Annotated in this window: 16 protein-coding genes; 6 read left to right on the forward strand and 10 right to left on the reverse strand. The window is 67.8% G+C overall.

The annotated features are described in order from the left end of the window. Nucleotides 1-43 precede the first annotated feature (43 nt). Nucleotides 44-1,141, forward strand: coding sequence for a glycosyltransferase (locus tag ACFTZB_RS11635; protein WP_206006213.1), 1,098 nt, complete (start codon nucleotides 44-46; stop codon nucleotides 1,139-1,141). A 13-nt stretch (nucleotides 1,142-1,154) separates the two neighbouring features. On the opposite strand, the gene ACFTZB_RS11640 is transcribed toward ACFTZB_RS11635, so the two are convergent. Genes ACFTZB_RS11640 through ACFTZB_RS11680 form a run of 9 tightly spaced genes read right to left on the reverse strand, consistent with a single transcriptional unit; the run spans nucleotide 1,155 to nucleotide 11,062 of the window. After that, on the reverse strand, nucleotides 1,155-2,438 hold the full coding sequence (locus ACFTZB_RS11640; protein ID WP_378431722.1) for an oligosaccharide flippase family protein: 1,284 nt from the start codon (nucleotides 2,436-2,438) through the stop codon (nucleotides 1,155-1,157). Next, nucleotides 2,435-3,109, reverse strand: a complete 675-nt coding sequence (locus ACFTZB_RS11645; RefSeq protein WP_378431724.1) for an antibiotic acetyltransferase — start codon at nucleotides 3,107-3,109, stop codon at nucleotides 2,435-2,437. The genes ACFTZB_RS11640 and ACFTZB_RS11645 overlap by 4 nt, the downstream gene beginning before the upstream one ends. After that, the gene (locus tag ACFTZB_RS11650; protein WP_378431725.1) at nucleotides 3,106-4,317 is read right to left on the reverse strand and encodes a Coenzyme F420 hydrogenase/dehydrogenase, beta subunit C-terminal domain; all 1,212 of its coding nucleotides are present in this window, start codon (nucleotides 4,315-4,317) and stop codon (nucleotides 3,106-3,108) included. The genes ACFTZB_RS11645 and ACFTZB_RS11650 overlap by 4 nt, the downstream gene beginning before the upstream one ends. Continuing rightward, nucleotides 4,314-5,408: a polysaccharide pyruvyl transferase family protein gene (locus tag ACFTZB_RS11655; RefSeq protein ID WP_378431727.1), complete on the reverse strand. Its 1,095-nt coding sequence runs from the start codon at nucleotides 5,406-5,408 to the stop codon at nucleotides 4,314-4,316. The genes ACFTZB_RS11650 and ACFTZB_RS11655 overlap by 4 nt, the downstream gene beginning before the upstream one ends. After that, a complete protein-coding gene (locus tag ACFTZB_RS11660; RefSeq protein WP_378431729.1) occupies nucleotides 5,405-6,751 on the reverse strand; it encodes a hypothetical protein in 1,347 nt (448 codons plus the stop codon). The genes ACFTZB_RS11655 and ACFTZB_RS11660 overlap by 4 nt, the downstream gene beginning before the upstream one ends. Continuing rightward, the gene (locus ACFTZB_RS11665; RefSeq protein ID WP_378431731.1) at nucleotides 6,732-7,730 is read right to left on the reverse strand and encodes a glycosyltransferase family 2 protein; all 999 of its coding nucleotides are present in this window, start codon (nucleotides 7,728-7,730) and stop codon (nucleotides 6,732-6,734) included. Before ACFTZB_RS11665 ends, ACFTZB_RS11660 begins: the two co-directional genes overlap by 20 nt. Next, nucleotides 7,727-8,440: an acyltransferase gene (locus tag ACFTZB_RS11670; protein WP_378431733.1), complete on the reverse strand. Its 714-nt coding sequence runs from the start codon at nucleotides 8,438-8,440 to the stop codon at nucleotides 7,727-7,729. The genes ACFTZB_RS11665 and ACFTZB_RS11670 overlap by 4 nt, the downstream gene beginning before the upstream one ends. Then, a complete protein-coding gene (locus tag ACFTZB_RS11675; protein ID WP_378431735.1) occupies nucleotides 8,437-9,555 on the reverse strand; it encodes a glycosyltransferase family 4 protein in 1,119 nt (372 codons plus the stop codon). Before ACFTZB_RS11675 ends, ACFTZB_RS11670 begins: the two co-directional genes overlap by 4 nt. After that, entirely contained in the window at nucleotides 9,539-11,062 is a 1,524-nt protein-coding gene (locus ACFTZB_RS11680; protein WP_378431737.1) for a sugar transferase, read from the reverse strand. Before ACFTZB_RS11680 ends, ACFTZB_RS11675 begins: the two co-directional genes overlap by 17 nt. A gap of 384 nt (nucleotides 11,063-11,446) precedes the next feature. Between ACFTZB_RS11680 and ACFTZB_RS11685 the strand changes: the two genes are divergently transcribed. The 4 genes from ACFTZB_RS11685 to ACFTZB_RS11700 are packed head-to-tail and all read left to right on the forward strand — an operon-like array spanning nucleotide 11,447 to nucleotide 18,090. Next, the gene (locus ACFTZB_RS11685) at nucleotides 11,447-13,489 is read left to right on the forward strand and encodes a hypothetical protein (protein ID WP_378431739.1); all 2,043 of its coding nucleotides are present in this window, start codon (nucleotides 11,447-11,449) and stop codon (nucleotides 13,487-13,489) included. A 10-nt stretch (nucleotides 13,490-13,499) separates the two neighbouring features. Beyond that, nucleotides 13,500-14,960 carry a hypothetical protein gene (locus ACFTZB_RS11690; RefSeq protein WP_378431741.1) on the forward strand — a complete coding sequence of 487 codons (1,461 nt, stop codon included), beginning with the start codon at nucleotides 13,500-13,502 and terminating at the stop codon, nucleotides 14,958-14,960. Next, nucleotides 14,957-16,456 (forward strand): glycosyltransferase, encoded by a 1,500-nt coding sequence (locus ACFTZB_RS11695; RefSeq protein WP_378431743.1) that lies wholly within the window; start codon nucleotides 14,957-14,959, stop codon nucleotides 16,454-16,456. The genes ACFTZB_RS11690 and ACFTZB_RS11695 overlap by 4 nt, the downstream gene beginning before the upstream one ends. A 44-nt stretch (nucleotides 16,457-16,500) precedes the next feature. Then, nucleotides 16,501-18,090, forward strand: a complete 1,590-nt coding sequence (locus ACFTZB_RS11700) for an ArnT family glycosyltransferase (RefSeq protein ID WP_378431752.1) — start codon at nucleotides 16,501-16,503, stop codon at nucleotides 18,088-18,090. 3 nt (nucleotides 18,091-18,093) lie between these two features. Here the strand turns inward: ACFTZB_RS11700 and ACFTZB_RS11705 are convergent, their stop codons facing one another. Continuing rightward, nucleotides 18,094-19,179: a beta-mannosidase gene (locus ACFTZB_RS11705; RefSeq protein WP_378431745.1), complete on the reverse strand. Its 1,086-nt coding sequence runs from the start codon at nucleotides 19,177-19,179 to the stop codon at nucleotides 18,094-18,096. Between the two features lie 75 nt (nucleotides 19,180-19,254). Between ACFTZB_RS11705 and ACFTZB_RS11710 the strand changes: the two genes are divergently transcribed. Then, the coding region (locus ACFTZB_RS11710) for a sulfurtransferase (protein WP_378431754.1) at nucleotides 19,255-19,631 on the forward strand (377 nt) is incomplete at its 3' end.

Below are 19,631 nucleotides of genomic sequence, written 5' to 3' on the forward strand. Positions count from 1 at the left end.
CACTCGCACTGCCGTCCCTCCCTCCAACAGTCGAAGAGGATTCATGAAGAAGTCGGTCGCCATACTCGGAACTCGCGGTTACCCCAGCTACTACGGCGGTTTTGAGACACTCGTCCGTCAGTTGGCGCCGTATCTCGCCGAGCACGGGTGGTCGGTGACCGTCTACGGCAGAGAGGACTCCACCCGCACGGACGACCCCCTCGCCGATCCGCGGATCGACACCGTGGTCACCCGCGGCATGGATTCGAAGTCACTCAGCACGCTCTCGTACGGCCTCACCTCGGCAGCGCACGCGTCGCGGCGCCGACCCGACGTCGCGTTGATCATGAACGTGGCCAACGGGTACTGGCTCCCGCTCCTGAAGGCACGGGGGATTCCCACCCTGATCAACGTGGACGGCATCGAATGGGAACGCGCCAAGTGGGGTGGGCTGGCGAAGTCGGTGTTCAAAGGCGGCGCCCATCTCACCGCCAGGCTGGGCGACCGGCTCGTCTACGACTCGAAGGAACTCGAACGCCGGTGGTCCGACGAGTTCCGCCGCGACGGGCTGTTCATCCCTTACGGCGGCACCGTCCCGCCACAACTCGATCCAGTCGAGGGTTTCGATACCCGGTCGTATGCTCTGATGGTCGCCCGCTTCGTCCCCGAGAACACGGTCGGCGAGTTCTTCTCCGCCGCCCAGGACTTGAGCGACGAGTGGGACGTGGTCATCGTCGGATCTTCGGGCTACGGGGGCGAGTTCGACGCCAGAGCGGCCGAACTCGCGGCGGGAAACGAGCGCATTCACTGGCTGGGCCACGTGAGTGACGACGACAAACTGTTCGCCCTCTGGCAGCACGCCGGGGCCTACTTCCACGGTCACAGTGTGGGAGGTACCAATCCCGCGCTGGTTCAGGCCATGGCCTGCGGGGCACCCACGGTGGCCCGTGACACCGTCTTCAACAGGGAGGTGCTCGGCACCGCCGCACGATTCGTCGAGCCGGACAGCGACGCCATCGCCCATGGGATGGCGGAAGTCCTGTCGGATCATGAATTACAGAACACGCTGAGCACCAGAACACTCGCACGACAGGCCACCGACTACACGTGGGAAGGGGTGTGCGCGGCATACCACGAAGCCCTGCTCGACCTCGCCCGGTGAGGCCGCGGGTTGGTCAGGCTCGGCGCAGCAGACGCGCCACCGACTCCGTGAAATCCGAAGTCCGCAATCGCAGATTCCCGAGCGGCACGTTCAGCGACACCAGAAGGATCGCGAGCAGGAGCAGGTAGGACACCGACGATGCCGCCGCGGCGCCCACCGCACCGAACGGCGGCCCCAGCACGAACAGAAGTCCGATGCCCGTAGCCAGGGCGACGATCTGCGCGATCGTCATGCGCACGCCTCGCCCTTCGGCCGCGAGGGCCATCGAGCACACGTAAGCGGCGAGCATCGCACCGCCACCGATCGTGCCCACCACGGCCGCTCGGACCGCCGGTTCGAAGGCGTCGCCGAACACGATCGGGATCCCTACGTACGACGCTGCCGCGAGAACGGGTGTACTCAGCAGGGCAAGAGCGACACCGACCCTCGCGGCCTCCGCCTTCAGCTTCGCCCGCTCCGCACCCTCGGTGCGGGCGACGAGCGGAAAGAACGACGCCCCCAGCGCTTGCCCGAGTGCGAGCGGAACGGCCGCCACGGTCACCGCGACGGAATACATACCCGCCTGCGCGGCGCCGAGCAGCGGTAGGGCGAGAACCTGGTCGAGCCTGCTCGACGCGGATTCTGCGACCGCGCTTCCCGCATATCGCACCGCACCTCTCCGTAGCGAGCCCAGCGGGTGGTACTCGCCCCGGACGGAGGTCTTCGTCAGCGTCAGAGCCACGGCGAACGTCCCCACCGTTCCCGCGACGTTGGCTGCCAGAACGGTTGCCGTCGTAGCGAGTCCGAGGATCCACCAGACCGACACGAGCGAGACGTAGATCGCCGGGTACGCAAGTCGCACGACGAGAACCGCCCGGTAGCGGAGGTGTGCGATCAAAACGCTGCTGTCGCACATCCAGCTCATCGCCAGCGGACTGACGGCTAGGCCCACCGCGACCATCATCTGCGCCGTGTCCTCGAGATCCGCGAACAACGTCAGCGCGGCGACGACCGCGACTGGCACCGACAACAGCACGCTGAGAGCACAGAAGACCCGCGCGCTGCGCAGGACTGCCTTACCGTCCGTCGTCGCCGCCACTCTCCGCACCTCGAGCGGAATCCCGAACGCGAGAACGATGGGCACGATGAAGAACAGAGCGATCGCCGCCGCCGTCTCTCCCCTGCCGTCCGGACCGATCGCCCGCGCGACGATGGGTGCGCTGAGAAGCGAAAGCGCGGCGGCCCCGAGATTCCCGACCACCAGTTGCACCGGGGAATCCGCGACCACGAGCGTGCGGAGCCGTGCGGCCGCCGTCATCGGACACCGTCTCCGAGTCGTTCCAGGGCTGCGCGGCAGTCGGCCGGCGCGAGTTCCCAGGGACGGGCATCGAGCAGACCCCGGCGCTGGTCCTCCGTGAGCCGCTCGGCAATCTGTCGCGCGGGACTTCCCACCACGACGGCGAAGTCGGGCACGTCCCTGGTGACCACTGCACCCGCTCCCACGACGGCACCGATCCCGATGCGCCGACATCCCGGCAGAATCGTCACATTGGCACCGATCCACGACTCGTGCCCGATCTCGCACCCCGTGCGCTCGACGTCAGCGTCCGCCGGAACGAGCCCGAGTACGGGGTTGTACCAGTACGGGTGCATGCTGAGGGAGTCGACGGGGTGGGCCGCACCGAGCCTGCGCACGTTGGGGCCGATGGACACGTAGGACCCGATGACGGTATCCCTGTCTGCCATTCCGGGCTCGAGCAGCGACCCGTAGGAATGGTTTCCCACGCGCACGCCGTAGTGCCGGTCGAGGATTGCGCGGAGGGAGAGTGACGTGAACTGTCCGCCTTCGCTACGCGAGACCAGCGCGAGAATGCGTCGTTTCAGCGGCAGTGCCGCGAAGTGCCGGGCCACGACCCGTCCGCACCAACTCTGCTGCATCTCCGTCGGCACTGTCGATCCACCCATCTTGTCGAACCCTGTCCCGCTCAACCCGAAATGGTGCGGACGAACGTGCCTGCCGCCGACCGCAGAGCGGCGACCGGAGTGCGCGCGGCGAGTGCGAGCAGACCGTATCCCGCGTACCGGGGAACGCGCCTTCCGCCCACCAGCCGGCCGAGCAACCTGCCCGCGAGGGTCAGCTTGCGTCCGACCTGCAGCGGTTGCACCGGCACAACACTGTCGATGTCGATCTCTTCGAGGTGCAGTATCCCGCGGCGCTCGGCGTCGAGCAGCAACTCGTGACCGCGCCGGGTGCGAGCGATGGCGACGGACACGCCGTCCGCGTCGTCGAAGACCGGATAGCCGCGCTCGTCGCACCGCCAGTAGTCACCGACGGCGATGTCCGCGTGTCCTCCGGTTCCGTCGACGCAGAGCTTGCACCGCCATTGGAGTCTGCGCCCCAGATGCTGCCCCCACGACTCGTCGTACGACAGTTCCCGCACGTCCGATTCCGAGTGGACCGCGAACGTTCCGGGCCATCCGTTGCCGCGGTAGCGCAGCGCCGTGACCCCCTCCGTGGTGAAGCCCAGATCCTCGACGAGAGTGTCGGTCGCCTGCTGGCTGGGAGTGCCGGCGCAGAAGAACGACAGCAGGATCGGATGATCCGCCTGCGGCGCGCCGATGGCATCGAAGTATTGCCGGGCGGCTGTCGCCTCGCAGGGTTTACCGATGAGTGCGGTGCCGGCGGCTCCGGCTGCCAGCAGCGGGATATTGCTGACCGGCGCATAGCGGGACCCCGCCGCCCGCAAAGCCTGATCCTTGGAGACGATCCGGATCGGCACACTGCGCGTCGGCCGGTCCCCGGGGCTGCTGCCGATGACCGACCTCGTCTGTCCCGTCTCCACCAGCCACCCGGCAAGGGCGGTGAGAACTCCGCCGCTGCTACCCGATTCACGGACGTTCTCGTCGGTGGCCCACGCCTTCCACACCGAGACGTGGCTGCCGAAGACGGCATGGGCGGTGCCGCCCGGCAGTTCGGGTGCGCGGACCCGCTTGCCCGGACACGTGGCGTCGAACAGCGCACGCTCTTGGCGATCGGTGCCGGGATCGCTCGCGACTGCGGTGAAGGACGGGCGCATGTATCCCGTCGCGTCCAACTGCATCTCGATGCGGGACGACACCAGCGTGCACCCACCGCAACCGGTGCAATTTCCGTTCACGACCACCCGGCGGACGGCATCTTCGAGGGTGCGGGTCACGCCGCCCCCACCGTCTGCAGGGATGCGACCGCGGCACTCAGGCGTTGCTCCGCGAGGTCGTGAATCCCCTTTACCTGGTCACCGACCTCCGCGGCCTTTCGAGTCGTGATGACCTGCGCCGTCACCTCGCCCGGGTTCTGCTCGTGGGCGAGGTCGACACTCAGATCCCACCCGAGGTCCGACATCAGGGGTGCGAATTTTCGCGAGTACGCCCACGGAATGGCGGGTGTGCCCATCGACAGCGCATTGAGGCACGCATGCATCCGCGCGCCGACGACCCACTCCGCCGAACCCACCGTGTTCCTGACCTCGTCGAGCGTGCGGGGAACCACGACCTCCAGTCCGGAACGGAACTCGGGGTCGAGGTCCCGGACGGCCGCCACGTCGTCGTCGACGCTGACCGCATCCACGACGTGCGCGAGCAGACTGACCTGCCTTCCTGCCGACCGCAACTCGCCGAGCAGAGAGCGCACGGAATTCCGGTAGCCGGCGGAGTCGCCGTGCCGATTCGAGAACCACAGCAGGCCCGACACGTTGACCACCACGTCCCGCGACTTCGGGACCTCGGTGCGCGGCAGTGCGAACACGACGTCGGTCGCGCGCGCATCGACGGGTCTGCCGAGCGTCGCCGAGTACTCGGCACTGACGTCGTCGCGGGACTGCACGACCGACGCTCTGTCGAGGCAGTACTTCCCGCCCCGCCGTCCCGCTGCCGTGGTGAACGGACCTATCGTCTGCGGTCCCATCGCGACGGGTATCCCAAGTTTCGCGGCCGACCTGCTGGCGTACACCATGAACGCGTGGCGCTTCAGCCCGTAGATGTCGGTGAAACTGTCTCCGGCACCCGAATCGAGGATGACGTCGTACTCGCGGAGCTTCGCCTTGATCGGCCCGTTGCGTCTGCCGACATCGCGCGCGATCGATCGGGTGGTGAACGAGACGGGAGAGTCGCCCGGCATGTAGTTCTGGAACTCGACGACGGTCTCGGGTCCCCACGCGCGGGTCGCGAGTTCGGCGAGACCCCGTGCCAGCACCTGCACACCGAAATTGGCCGATCTGGTGTCGGCCCAGAGTACGAGTACCTTCGTCATGAGTCCGCCCCTGTCAGTTGCGATTGTCGATCGTGGCGGAATCGCGATTCGGTTTCCTGCCGTCTCGCTCCGGTGAGGGAGACCATCCCGATGAAGAACCACAGCAGTGCACCGAACTGGGTGATCAGTGCGACCGTGAAGAGAGCGGGTACGACGGCCGCCACGCCGATCATCGGCGGCGTCGCGGTGCGGGTGATCACGCGGAACGCGAGCCACACCGTTCCGAGGATGGCCGCGGCGGCCACGAAGAGGCCGAAACTCAGACCCAGCAGCACGAACGTGCTGTCGATCGATTTGAATCCACTGAAGTAGGGAACCCCGTCCGATTCGACGTATCCGTTCGCGATTCCCATCGGATTCATCGTCGGGATCAGGCCGTTCAGTTTCGATCGGTACTGGGCGCTGTCTTCCGCCTCAGAACCGGCCTGTTCGAAGATGCCGACGATCCAGGGGCTGGCCAGCGCTGCGCCGACGACACCACCAGCGAGAACGAGCATCCCGCTCCGCGATTCGCTTCGGCCCTTCATGAAGAACAGTGTCAGGAACACGGCGAACGCGGCGCTGATCATGCCCGAACGGCTGAACGAGACCACCGCGGCGGCGAGCATCAGCGCGATGCACACCACCTTCACACGTGTCCGGAAGGTCGTGGCGAACACGATCGGGATCGCGAGCGCGACCGAATTGGCCAGTGCGATGGAGTGGCCGAACGCCCATTCCGAACGAATGATTCCGCCCCGCAACTGGGAATGTCCCCACAGCCGGTACTGCACCGTCGCGTTCGCCAGGTCGTAATACGGGTTCCAGCGCAGCACGAATTCGGCCACCGCACACACCGCGACGACGGTGAAGAGGACAGCGATGACGCGATAGGTGAACTCGGTGCCCACGCGCTGAACCAGTAGCCTGCCGACCAGGAACGACAGCAGCCACTGCGACAACGCACTCGTCACGTCTCCGGGCCGCGCCCACCCGACGACTACGAGAATCGCGCAGCACGCGAAGAAGACGAGGATGCACACGTCGATCGTGTTCGGCTCCCACCGATTGAAGAGCAGCATCGCACCGAGAACCAGCAGCGACATCAGCGCGGTCGGCGACAGGTAGAACGGGTCGGTGGCGCCGAACCAGAACGGGACGAAGCACACGACCAGGAGCCACAGCGTCAGCGCGATCCTCGGTTGGCGGCTGCACAGAACGGAGATCGCGATGCCGGCAAGCACCGCGAGTGTGATCGTGGTGCCGACCAGGGACGGCAGGAGCAGGGCGACGACGAGGACGCCGGGGACGAGGCACAGGGATGGCGACAGCCGGTCCACCGCGTCACGTACGGGCAGGCTCACGATCGATCACCTCCCCGGCGCCGTTCGTCGCGCTCGACGGCACCCGCAGGAGGTCCCGCGCATACCAGGAGAATTTTCGGGACTCCTCCAGCCAGGACTGCCGGCGGGGCGGGTCCTGCACGGCCCGCACGCGGTACGCCGCCGAGCGGGCAAGCAGTCCGCCGCCCACCGCGCACTTCCACGCCAGATTCTGGACGCGCGACCGCGAGAGCCTCCACTTGTACAGGTCGTACAGGTTGACCACCCATGCCGAGTTCGGCCTGCTCTCCCCCGACGGCGCCGAACTCTCGCCGATGGTGTGCACACCCGACGCCTCGGCGGACATGACGATCCGGTGGCCCGCCTCCTGGACACGCAGGCAGTACTCGAGATCCTCCGCGTACATGAACCAGCGCGTGGTCAGCCCGCCCAGTTCCCGCCACAGGTCGGCGTGCGTCATCAGGCAGGCACCGGAAACCCAGTCGACGTCCCTGCTGACGAACGAGTTCCGCTTCAGCAGATACAGACCCTCGACTGCCCTCGCCGTCGAGGACAGCCGCGACAAGCCGTAGTAGTGACAGACGACGCGCCACAGGCCCGGCCGGCGACCACCCTCGCGGATGGTGAGGCGATCACCCGGCTTCTCCAGCACGGGGGCGGCGACGCCTGCGCCGTCGCCGAGAACCCGGCTGAGCGCGCGCACGTCGGCGGGGGCGATGCGGGCATCGGGATTGAGCAGCAGCAGATGCTCGCCGCGCGCCTGCGCTGCGGCCGCGTTGACTCCTCGGGCGAAACCCAGATTCGCGGAACTGCGGACGATCCGCGCACGGGGAGCGACGCGCTCGACCGTGTCGAGAGTGCCGTCGTGCGAGTCGTTGTCGAGAACGACGATCTCGATGTCCGGCTCGTCGGCCAGCGACTGGAGGCACCGGCCGATGACGGCGGCGCTGTTGTACGTGACGACCAGCACCGAGACGCGGATTCTCTGTTCCTCGCTCATCCGGTCTCACCACCCTTCTCACGCCTGCTGCCGACTATCCGGGCGGGTGAACCGACGGCCACACTTCCCGGCGGAAGGTCACCGGTCACCACGGATCCCGCGCCGACAACCGACCCCGCGCCGATGGTGACCCCGGCGACGACGACCACGCCGGCTCCGAGCCAGCAGTCGTCGCCCACGATCACGGGTAGTCGCTGTTCACCTTGGAGCCGAATGGGAGTGTCTTGGTCGGAATAGACGTGGTTCTCGCTGACGATCACCACATTCGGGCCCAGCAGGCAGTCGCGTCCGATCACGACGCCGCCCTGACCCCAGACCGTGTTGTACATGCCGACCGCGGTCCGGTCGCCGATCACCACTCCGGTCCCGGGATTCGCGATCACCCCCGATGCCGCGATGGTCGCCCCGCGCCCCACCGTGACGTTGTCGCCCAGTTCGATTCCGTTCCGGGAAAATGCCTCGACCCGGACGTCGTCACCGAGGCAGACGCCCCTGCCCACACTGAGGAACCTTCCACCCGTCACCGTCACGCGCCGTCCACGGAAGTGCAGGGTGGACACACCCGCGTAGCGGGCCCCGAGCGCCAGGCCGCGCGCAGCCTCGATTCCCTTGCGTACCGCAAACCCCGCCATCACCGACGTGGGTACGTCCGGAGGAAGTTCCCGTCCACGCAGGTGCAGGTACGCGTTACCGAGCAGGCTGACCGTCACCGTGTCGCACCGACGATCGGAGTGGAGACGTGCCGCAACTCGTCACGAAGCACTCGAATCACTTCCGGCCAGTCGTCGTGTGCCGATTCCCGGTGGGCGGTCGTTCGCGGACCATCCGTTCCGGCCTTCGCGAGTGCCGCCATGGCGGCCGCGATCCGCCCCACGTCGAGCGGGTCGACGTAGGTGGCGTCCGCTCCGAGTGTTTCGCGGAAGACCTCCAGGTCGCTGACGAGCACGCGTGCGCCGAAGGCCCGAGCCTCCACGGGCGGCAGCCCGAACCCCTCTCCGAGGGACAGGCAGCAGAAGTAGTCGCAGTGCTCGTAGAGCCACCGCAGTTCACCGTCGGACAGGCGCCCGGTGAAGATCACGCTGCCGTCGTCGATCGCGGCGCGGGAGGACGGGTCGACCGGGGCATTCCTACCGGAGGCTTCGCCGACCACGACCAGCGGGTACTCCGGGGTGATCAGCCCGGAGTTCACACCCGCGTCGATGATTCGCTGGACGTTCTTGCGCACGTTGAGCCGGCCCACCGTGAGAACGAATTCGGCCGTGCGCGGGACGGCGGGCGGCGCCACCGATTCGGCGGACAACAGTCCGCGTGCCACGCCGAGTCCGGAGGCCGCGACCCGCGTGAGGTCCGGGTTGTGGGTACGGATCCGCACCCGCTCCGCCTCGGAGGACGTGACCACGGAACCCGCGCGGCGCGCGAGTAGGGGAATGAGGGACAGGTATGCGCGTTCGACTCGCGTGAACCACTCGGGGTTCGACTGGAACAACACGTCGTGCACGTACACGACGGACGGCGAGCCCAGCGGGGAAAAGTTCTGCGCCAGCACCGCATCGACGTCGCCGATCCTGCGTGCGACGAGCGGCAATTCCACGCCGTTGATCAGCGGATGCACCCGCGAACGAGTGGGAACGACGCGAACTCCTTCCGGGACAGTCGCTCTCGCCGATGCGGCCAGCCCGGCCGGAACGGCGAGAAACAACTCGTCTCCCGGGTAGGACTGTGCCCATCGACCGATGACCTCCCTGAGGACCAACCGGCCGGAGGGTGGTCCGTCGACCCACCAGTACCCGTCGAGCAACACCCGCATGTCAGTACGCGCCGTCACTCGCCACCACAGCCCTCAGAGTCTTCGCGATGATCAGCATGTCGCCAACCATCGACCAATTCTCCACGTACGACAAATCGAGCCGCACCGATTCCTCCCACGACAGGTCCGAACGCCCGCTCACCTGCCACAGTCCGGTGACACCGGGTTTGACGAGAAGCCGGCGGTGGACGTCTCCGTCGTACGCCTCCACTTCCCGGTGCAACGGCGGACGCGGTCCGACGATGCTCATGTCGCGTCGCAGCACGTTGACGAACTGCGGCAGTTCGTCGATGCTGAACCGGCGAAGCACCCGTCCGACCCGCGTCACACGCGGGTCCTCACGCAATTTGAACAGAATCCCGGCACCCTCGTTGCGGTCCATGAGCGACGCGACCTGCGTGTCCGCGTTCTGCACCATCGAGCGAAACTTCAACATCTGGAACGGCTTCCCGTCGAGACCCATCCGTTCGGACCGGTAGAACACCGGTCCCCTGCTGGTCAGCTTGACCGCCACCGCGGCGGCGAGCATCACCGGACTGACCAGGACGAGCGCGAACAGGGCGAAGGCGATGTCGAACGAGGTCTTTCCGAACTTGCTCGCGCCGTGGTAGCTCGGCTTCTCGACGTGGATCAGCGGCAGACCGGCCACCGGACGGATCTCGAGGCGCGGCCCGGACACGTCCATCATCCCCGGCGCCACCACGAGATCGACCTCGTGATTCTCGAGATCCCACACCATCTGCCGCAGTCCGTGGTGTCCGAGATGCTCGGTGGCCGTGACCGCGACGGTGTCTGCGCCGGATTCGCGCAACGCGTCCACGATATCGTTTTCACTTCCCAGCACCGGGATGGCGCGGCCGCCTACCGTGATGTGCTCGTCCAATCGACGGGAATGACCCGGAATACATACTCCCACCACGAGAAAGCCGTCCGCGGTGCCGCGATCGAAGGACTCGGCGAGGCTTCGCACCGATTGATGGGCACCGACAGCGAGAACGGATGTCTGGAAGTGTCCGTGCGCCCTCTTGTACGACACCACTCGACGCCACATCCACCGGCTGACCAACAGTCCCACCAGACCTGCCGGAAGCGCGATGGCGAGATAGAGGCGGGCGAGGTCGAGCCTGGCGAGCAGCGCGGCGATGGCGATGATCCCGAACAAGCGCATCGTGGCGGTCGCGATCCGCCGGTACTCCTCCGGCCCGCTGCCGATCACTCGCGGCGACCGGGCATGGAACACGGTGAGCATTCCCAGCCACATGGCAACCAGTGCTGCGGAAATGAGTGTGTAGCTGACGTTGTCGAGCGACTGCGACTGTACCTGGGCGTCGGAGCCTCCGAATCTCCACCACTGCGCCGTGGCGACCGCGGCCGTCACGACCAGGGCGTCGGTGACCGCGAGACGACGGATGTACGCGGTCTGCCAGCGGCGACGGACTACGCGGTGAACATCCCCGACCACGCGAGGTCCGAGATCGGAGGCATGTGCGTCCACCGCGCTGCGAACGGTCGAACTGGACGCCATTCTCTGCTTCGCCTCCGGATCAAGCTCTCGGGGTTCGGAACCTGTATGTGGTGATATTGCCGTGATGATGATTGCAGACCGGACGGTCTCCTGCTCACTCTGTGGCAATCTTTACCACATCCATGCGAATACCGGCGAGTAGCAACAACTTCTGATCCACACGCCGCCTCCTGGCGAATCGACGGACGAGCCGACCTCGGGCTCCCAACCCACACAAAAAACCGGTCCTATATCCAGTTTTCGGATAGTTTCAGTACCGCCGTCGCGCGATACCGCTGCGTACCAATCCACTTGCCCGCACGGATGTGTTTGCCGCCCGACAAATTCTGTTCGCCACACGCACGGCCGTATTCCCTTGTAGCGTCAGGCACGACCGTCCCATTTGTGCCGATTCCAGACTTCGCCCGCCACGCCGCACCGAAAGATTCGCCGATGCCCGTTGCCGCACCTGTCCGCTCACACACTCCCCGACTTCTCGCCGTGCTCGCGGTGTGCGGGCTGGCATTGTTGTCGCTCCCGGTGGCGCATGCGCAGGATCCGGTGACCACGGAGATCGAACCGCAGCCCAGTGGGGCTGTTTCGCTGGATTCACGGACGCTCGGGTTCGGTGAGGCGGTGCCGTTCCGCGGCAATCACGACGAGGTGACGATCACCGTGCCGGTCCCGCAGGGACTCACGCCGACATCGCTCGACGGGGTGGTCGACCTTCCCGGCAATGTCGGGCGCGCGTGGATCGACGTCGAGTCCGCGGGCCGTTCGCTCGGCCGGGTGGATCTGCCGGGAGCGCCCGCTCAGAGTGCGCCGGTGTCGATTCCCCTCGCGGGCGCCGAGCTGACCGATCAGGCGGTCGCGGTCACGCTGAGGACCACGCTGGTGCCGCTGGACAACATTTGCCCCCAGGACTGGACGGGACGCAGCCTGACCTTCCGCGACGTCCGGGCCGCGTACAGCGGGACTCCCGCGAACCCGACGGTCGTCGCGGACTTCCTGCCGCCGGTCCTGCAGCAGTTGCACCTCTACGTTCCCGGCGATCCCAGTTCGGCGGAGAGTGCGGCGGCGGTCGACCTCGGCGCGGCCGTCGTCGCCTATTACGGCGCGCAACCGGTGCGGGTGGACGTGCGGCGGCTTCCCGACGGGCAGTCGGCGCCGACGTCCGCCGACAGCCCGTTCGAGCGTTCCGTGGTGATCCTCGAGAGCGGCACCGCCGCGACCGAGTTGATCCCGGCACCGAGCGGTCCGCCGGCGCTGCGCCTGACCGGCGACGACCGCACGCTGGAGAACCAGAGCCGGCTGATCACCAGCCAGGTGGCGAGCATCGCGGTGGAGGCCCGTGCGACGGCCGGTTCGATGGACAACCCGCCGATCCTCGCCCCCACGTCCACGACGCTGCGCGGGCTCGGCCAGACCAACCTCGGCGCCACCGCGCACGGCCGCGTCGAGGTGGCCCTCGGACTCGACCAGACGCGGCTCGGCCGGGCCTCGGACACCGTGCGAGTCAACCTGCAGGGCACGTACACACCGCTGCCGAGCAATCAGAACGGTCTGATCTCCGTCGCCGCCGGCGACCGGCAGGTGGCCAGCTGGGCCGCCGAACCCAGCGGTGCGATCGACCGGTGGATCGACGTGCCGAACGACGCGCTGCGCCGGGTCACCACGCTCACCGTCGCCCTGCAGACCACGGGCGCCACCAACCAGTGCGGACTCGAACAACCGGTCACCCTGTCGATCGACCCGGACAGCGAGGTCACCAGCGAACCGTCGGGCACCCCCCATCCGGGTGGGTTCGAGTCGCTGCCGCAGTCGTTGCTGCCGAGCGTCGACGTCGCGGGCACCGTCGGCGGATTCGACGACACAGCACGCGCCGTGGCCGTGGTGACGGGACTGCAATCGCTGACCACCGTCGAACTCGACCCCCACTGGGTGTCGATCGACGAGGCCGTGGGTTCGGAGTCGCCCGCCATCCTCATCGCCGCCGACGGGAATCTCCCGGATGGCGTCCCCCTGCCCCTGTCGAGCACCGAGGGCTCCACGTTCGAACTGACCGATCCGGGGACCGACGGCTCCACCACCGTCACGTTCGGCGCACCGATCGACTTCGCGTCACTGCAGACCGCGTTCGACGGCACCCGGCAGGTGGTGGTCGCCGGATCCACCGGTGTGCCCGGCGAACTCGACCGGACACTCGAATGGCTTCGGGCGACACCGGATCGCTGGGCGAGCCTGAACGGTGACATCCTCTTCACCGCCGCGAACCGCGACCCCGTCGAACTGTCGATACCGGACACCGCGGGCGGTGCGAGTTCGTCCGGCGTCTCCACGACGGTCGGGTGGGTGCTCGGCGTCGCCGGGATCCTGCTGCTGGTGGGAATCGTGATCGCGGCGGCGGTCGTGATGCGTCATCGCCGGACCCGTCCGCTGCCACGCTGAGCGGCTCCCCATGATCATCGGCAACGTCGCCCTCGACGCCGCGATCCGGCTCACCGCCCGGTGGATCCTCATCGTGGCGGCGACGGTCTTCGCGTTCTGGAAGACGTGGCAGGACGTGTGGCGCAGTACCACCGAGGGCACCGCCATCGGCTACGTCTTCGTCGTCCCGGCACTGTGCATCTGCGCGGCGATCGGCATCTCGCTGCGGCGGGAGGGCGAACTCCCCATCCACGACCGCCAGACCGACAAGATCGTGGGCGGTATCGGGCTGCTCGTCACCCTGGCGATCCAGGTGCTGCTCCTGCCCCGGTTCGCCGAGGACTACCAGTTGATGCACATCGACGTCGTCGCGGCGTGGGTGTTCGTGTTCAGCTCCGCGGTCCTCGTCTTCGGGCTCCGCCCGGTGTGCCGGTTCTGGCCGGTGTGGGTGCTCGCGCTGGCGCTCGGTCCGCTGACGTACCGTTCGCTGGCGATCCTGCTCGGCGGCCAGCGTTTCCACTACGGCCTGATCATGGTCGTCCTCGCCTCCGGCGCCACCGCCATCGCCGTCAGCCGGAGCAACCGCCGCGCGGCCGTCGGTTTCGCCTGCTCGGTGACACTGGGCAGCGTCGCGTTGTACGTGACGATCAGGATGTTCCCGACGGCGCCCACGTTCGCCACCCAACTCGGTCCGGCCCTGGCCACCTCGATCATCGTCGGAGCCTGCTTCTACGTGTACAAGCGGCGCGGCGGCAGCCTGGCACCGTTCGACCGCCCCGTCCGCCGCCCCACCACCATCAACAGCGGCTTCACGTTCGTCGCGGTGTTCGTGGTCGCCGCGGCGTTGTTCGTGACGCCGCTGCCCGACCAGAACCTCACCCCTGTCTCGCCCGGCCCCTCTCCCGCCGCGCACGCGGGGATCGTCGTGCCGGGCGGCTGGCAGGAACTGGATTACACCGAGTACAGCTGGCCGCGCAAGTACTTCGGTTCCACGTCGCGGCTCACCCGGCAGACCATCCGCACCACCGAACCCAACCCGGCGTGGGACGTGCAGAACCGCCCCCGCACCGTGCAGGTGGACACGCTGTCGGTGCGCAGGCCCACGACACTCGAGGTGTACCCCAGCCACACCCAATACCGACTGCAGAACGCCCGCGTCAGCTCGAAGGTTTTCGTCGACGTCGGCCGCGGGGTGACCGCGGAGATGTACACCGTCGTCGACGACGACCTCCTGCTCACCTGGAGCAATCTCAACTTCGTGTGGGTGCGGGGTCCGGGTCTCACCCAGCGGGTCAGCCTCATCACCGTCGACAACCACGAACCCGACGCGCTGTTCCCGGAACCGGCGCCGTCGATGGCGTCCAACGGCGCCAACTCGCTGGCCGTCCTGCTGCGGGGCAAGACCGCGGTCTCCGACACGGAACCGGAGTACAAGGACCGGGAGATGCTCGAAACCCTGGCACGCGAGATCGTGGAGGCGCAGCAGTGGTGACCCGCGAAGACGACACGTACGACACCGAGTTCAAGGCCGCCGCCCTCCACGACGCCGTCAACGGCCTGCGCGAGAAGCATCCGATGTCGTCCGCCTCGGTCGCGTTCTACCCGTGGCAGCGCAACCTGCTGCTCGCCCTGCTGGCCGTCGGGATCGTGTGTGCGTACTTCTTCCCGATTCCCACGCTGGTGGCGGTCACCCTCTTCTGCACCATCGCGTACGTCTGGACGCTGGCCGACCGGCTGATCCTGTTCTTCCGCGGCCTGGACGGCAGCACCATCGTCAGCATCTCCGACGAGGACGCCCTCGCACTGACCGACGACCGGTTGCCGCCGTACACGATCCTGGTCCCCGCCTACAACGAACCGGAAGTGGTGGCCGATCTCATCGCGGCCATGCGGGCACTGAGTTACCCCGAGGAGAAACTGCAGGTGCTCCTGCTCCTCGAGGAGGACGACGACGTCACCATCGACGCCGCGAACGCCGCCGGAGTCGGCGACGTGGTCACCATCCTCCTCGTACCGCCCGCCGATCCGCGGACCAAACCGAAGGCCTGCAACTACGGACTGCACTTCTCCACCGGCGAGATCGTCACCATCTACGACGCCGAGGATCACCCGGACCCGCTGCAACTGCGGCGGGTCGTCGCGGCGTTCGACCGGCTCCCCGACAACACCGCGTGCGTGCAGGCGAAGTTGGCGTTCCACAACGGGACCCAGAATCTGCTCACCGCGTGGTTCACCGCCGACTACGCGTTGTGGTTCGGATTCATCCTGCCCGGACTGATGCGCAGCGATTCACCCATCCCGCTCGGCGGCACGTCGAATCACCTGCGGCGCAGCGTGCTCGACGAGATCGGATCCTGGGACCCGTTCAACGTCACCGAGGACGCCGACCTGGGGGTGCGCATCGCCGAATCGGGATACCGCACCGCGGTCCTCGACTCCACGACGCTGGAGGAAGCGAACAGCGACGCCATCAACTGGATCCGGCAGCGGTCCCGCTGGTACAAGGGCTACCTGCAGACGTGGCTGGTGCACATGCGCAGGCCGGTCGGCCTGTGGCGGGGTCTCGGCGCCGTCGGGTTCTTCCGGTTCACGGCCCTCATGGCGGGGACACCGCTGATCGCGTGCCTCAACATGGTGTTCTGGCTGATCAGCCTGGCCTGGATCCTCGGTCAGCCACAGGTGATCCAGGAGGAGTTTCCCGCGTACGTGTACTTCCCGGCGCTCATCTCGCTGCTGTTCGGCAACGTCGCGGTGCTCTACATGAATCTGATCGCGTGCCGGGAGACCCGGAACTCGGCGCTGCTGATCGCGGGACTGACGACCCCGCTGTACTGGGTGATGATGAGCATCGCGGCGATCAAGGGCACGTACCAGTTGATCCGGAACCCGTCGTACTGGGAGAAGACGTTCCACGGGCTGAGCGGAGCGAGCACACCGACCGCGGCCGAATCGGATGCGGCGAAGTCGAATTCGGGGGCCGCACCGTGAGGCCGGCACGCTGGCTGTTCTGGGGCTGCACCGCGCTGTACGTGATGGTCGGGCTGTATCTGACTGTCGGGCACGGATTTCTGATGGGCGACGCGCTCAGTCGCATTTCCGCCGCACGCAGCGTCCTGTTCAGCCGGGACCCGCACCTCGCCGCGATCGGTTTCGTGTTCACGCCGCTGACGGCGGTGGTGCAGTTGCCGACGGTGCTGCTCAGCCACTGGTGGCCCGGTCTCACCGCGTGGGGTGTGACGGGGGTGGTGATGTCTGCGCCGTTCATGGCGGGCGCGGTGGTGCAGATCTACAAGATCGGCGCCGATCGCGGCTGCCCGCCGTGGCTGATCTGGGCGGTCACCGCCCTGTTCGCGCTCAACCCGATGATCGTGTTCTACGGCGGCAACGGCATGAGCGAGGCACCGTTCCTGCTGCTGATGTGCTGGGCCACCCGCAGGCTGATCCGGTGGTGCACCACCGACGACATCCACGACCTCGTCGCCGTCGCGGTCGCGCTGGGCCTCGCCTACCTGACCCGGTACGACGCGCTGGCCGCCGGACTGGCCGTGACCGTGTTCGTGTTCGCGACGACCCTGCTGCGGCAGGGGTGGAAGAACAAGCGGGAACTGCTGTTTCCCGCGGCCCTCGACGCCGTGCTGGTGGCACTGCCCACCGGGGTGGCGTTCCTGGCGTGGGCGGCCACCAGCTGGCTCATCACGGGTGAGGCCCTGCAGCAGTTCTCGTCCACGTACGGCAACGCGAGCATCCTCGCCCAGAGCGGCGGCGGATCCACCGACCCCGGATACGCCCTGGTCTTCTCGATCGCGGAGACCGTCGTGCTCGGGCCCGTCCTCCCGCTGCTGGTCCCGATCGTCGCGGTGCTGGCGTGGCGTCGCCACGACCTCGAGGTGGTGGCAGCCGTGGTGGTGCTCGCCTCGGTGATCGCGTTCGCCACGCTCAGCTACATGCGCGGACTGACGTTCCCGTTCCTGCGGTTCTACATCTGCGCGCTTCCGCTGATGGCGGTGCTCGCGTTCCAACTCGTCCCGCCGGGTGGGGCACTGGTGGAGCGGCGGCACGGTCCGCACGGATTCACCCGTCGCCTCGTCGTCGGCTCCCGTTCCGTTCCGGCGGCCCTCGCCGTGGCCCTCGTCGTCTTCACTCCCGTCGCCACCGGTGCGCTGATGGTGTCCCCCACCCTGTCGGATCAGCAGTACGCGCTGGAGTCCGTGGTGTTCCCCGCGCCGAACGACACGTCCGACAAGCGGCGCACCGAGCGGCGGATCATCGCGTCGTTCCGCACCGAACGGGAACTGGCCCGCCACATCGACTCGATGAATCTGCCCGAGGGGTCGGTGCTCATGGACACCGTCTACGGGTTCGCCGTCTACACCGCGACCGACAACCCGCGCACGTTCGTCATCCCGTCCGACCAGGACTTCACGTCGATCGTCAACCGGCCCGCCGATCACGGAATCCAGTACGTCCTCGCCGTCCCCAACACCGGTCGCGGCGAGTCCGATGCCGTCAACCGGCGGTACCCGACGCTGTACGAGACCGGCGCGGACATCGCGACGCTGGAACTCGAGATCCCGAACGACGGCCAGGACCAGCCCACCTGGCGGCTGTACCGGGTGCTGTGACGCTCAGCGGGTGCCGTTGCGTTCGCGCAGCACTCCCCGCACCGGGTCGTCGGGTCCGATGTCGTACGTGCACTCGCCGTGACGCGGGTCGGGCACGAACGCCCACAGCAGCGCGCCCGCGGTCCCGGCCGCACGCTGGCCGTCGATCTTCACGGCCACTTCCCGGGCCCGCTCCACGACGGAGACGCATCCCGCCCCCGAATACTGTCCGATCTCCGCGACGAGGATCGGTTTGCGCAGGTGTTCGGCCTGCTCGATGTGCAGGGCGAGACCGTTGTAACGGTCGCCGGGCAGCGGAACACCGTCGGCGCCGTAGTCGTGGTACTGCAGGACGTCGAGTGCGGGCGACGCGCCCACCAACTCGTAATCCGTTCCCGCCGTGCCGCACTGGCCGCCGCCGATCATCCCGAGCGTGATCGGGTGCCGGTCGTCGAGGCTGCGGACCAGGCCGCCGGCCTCGTCGACGAACACCCGCAGTGTCTCGCCCGCGGTGTCCGTGCAGCTGTGGAACGGGGTCAGCGGTTCGGGCTCCCCCATCAGCTCCCACATCGCCAGCGACGGGGAATCCCGCCACCGCTTCACCGCCGTCGCGACCCAGTCCTCGTAGCTGAGCACCGAACCGGGGGCGACGCTGCGCCAACCGCCGTCGTACCACTCACTCGACTTGAAGATCTCGTCACCACACGATCCGTCCTGTGCGGCGAGCACCGGGATCACCAGCTGGCGGTGCGCCTCGGCCGCCCGGAAGACGTTGTCGATGCCCGTGAAGTCCAGCGCGCCGGTCACCTTGTCGATCGCCAGCCACTGGAACGCGTTGAACCGGGTGAGCGACCCCTCCGGCAGGACGCCGAAGAAGCCGTCCAGATCCACCTCGGCGCCGCACCCGCGGTTGACGGACCAGTCGGTGGCCAGCTGATAGGCATTCAGCCCGGCGGGCCACCACGGCCGGCCGTCGAGGGTCAGCCCGGACGCGGACGCCTGCACCCGCGGCACCGGCGACGGCGTCTTCGCCGGTTCGGCCGTTCCGCACCCGGTCAGCCCGAACAGCGCGGCCGCAAGCAGCAGCGCCGTCGTGCGACGTCCCGTCATGCGTGCCAGGGTGCCAGGTTCTCGCGTCAACGGCACCCCGAATCCACCGTGTGCGACAGTGGTGCGATGAGCCCTGTGGTGACGATCGACGAGTTGGCGGCGCTGTTGCGCAGCGACGCTCCCCCGGTTCTGCTGGACGTGCGGTGGGCCCTCGGCGACACCGAGGGCAGGCAGCATTACCTCGACGCGCACATTCCGGGGGCCGTGTTCGTGGACCTCGACACCGAACTCGCCGCCCCGGGACGCCCGGAACTCGGCAGGCATCCGCTACCGGACGTGGCCGACCTCCAGGTCGCCGCGCGCCGGTGGGGCGTCCGGGCGGGCAGCACTGTCGTGGTCTACGACGCGACGGGGAACCTCGCCGCCGCGCGGGCCTGGTGGCTGCTGCGGTGGGCGGGTGTTGCCGACGTGAGCATGCTCGACGGCGGCCTCGGCGCGTGGACGTCGGCGGG

Origin of the sequence: Rhodococcus sp. NPDC057014, assembly GCF_042673295.1 — a bacterium.
Taxonomy (GTDB): domain Bacteria; phylum Actinomycetota; class Actinomycetes; order Mycobacteriales; family Mycobacteriaceae; genus Rhodococcus_F.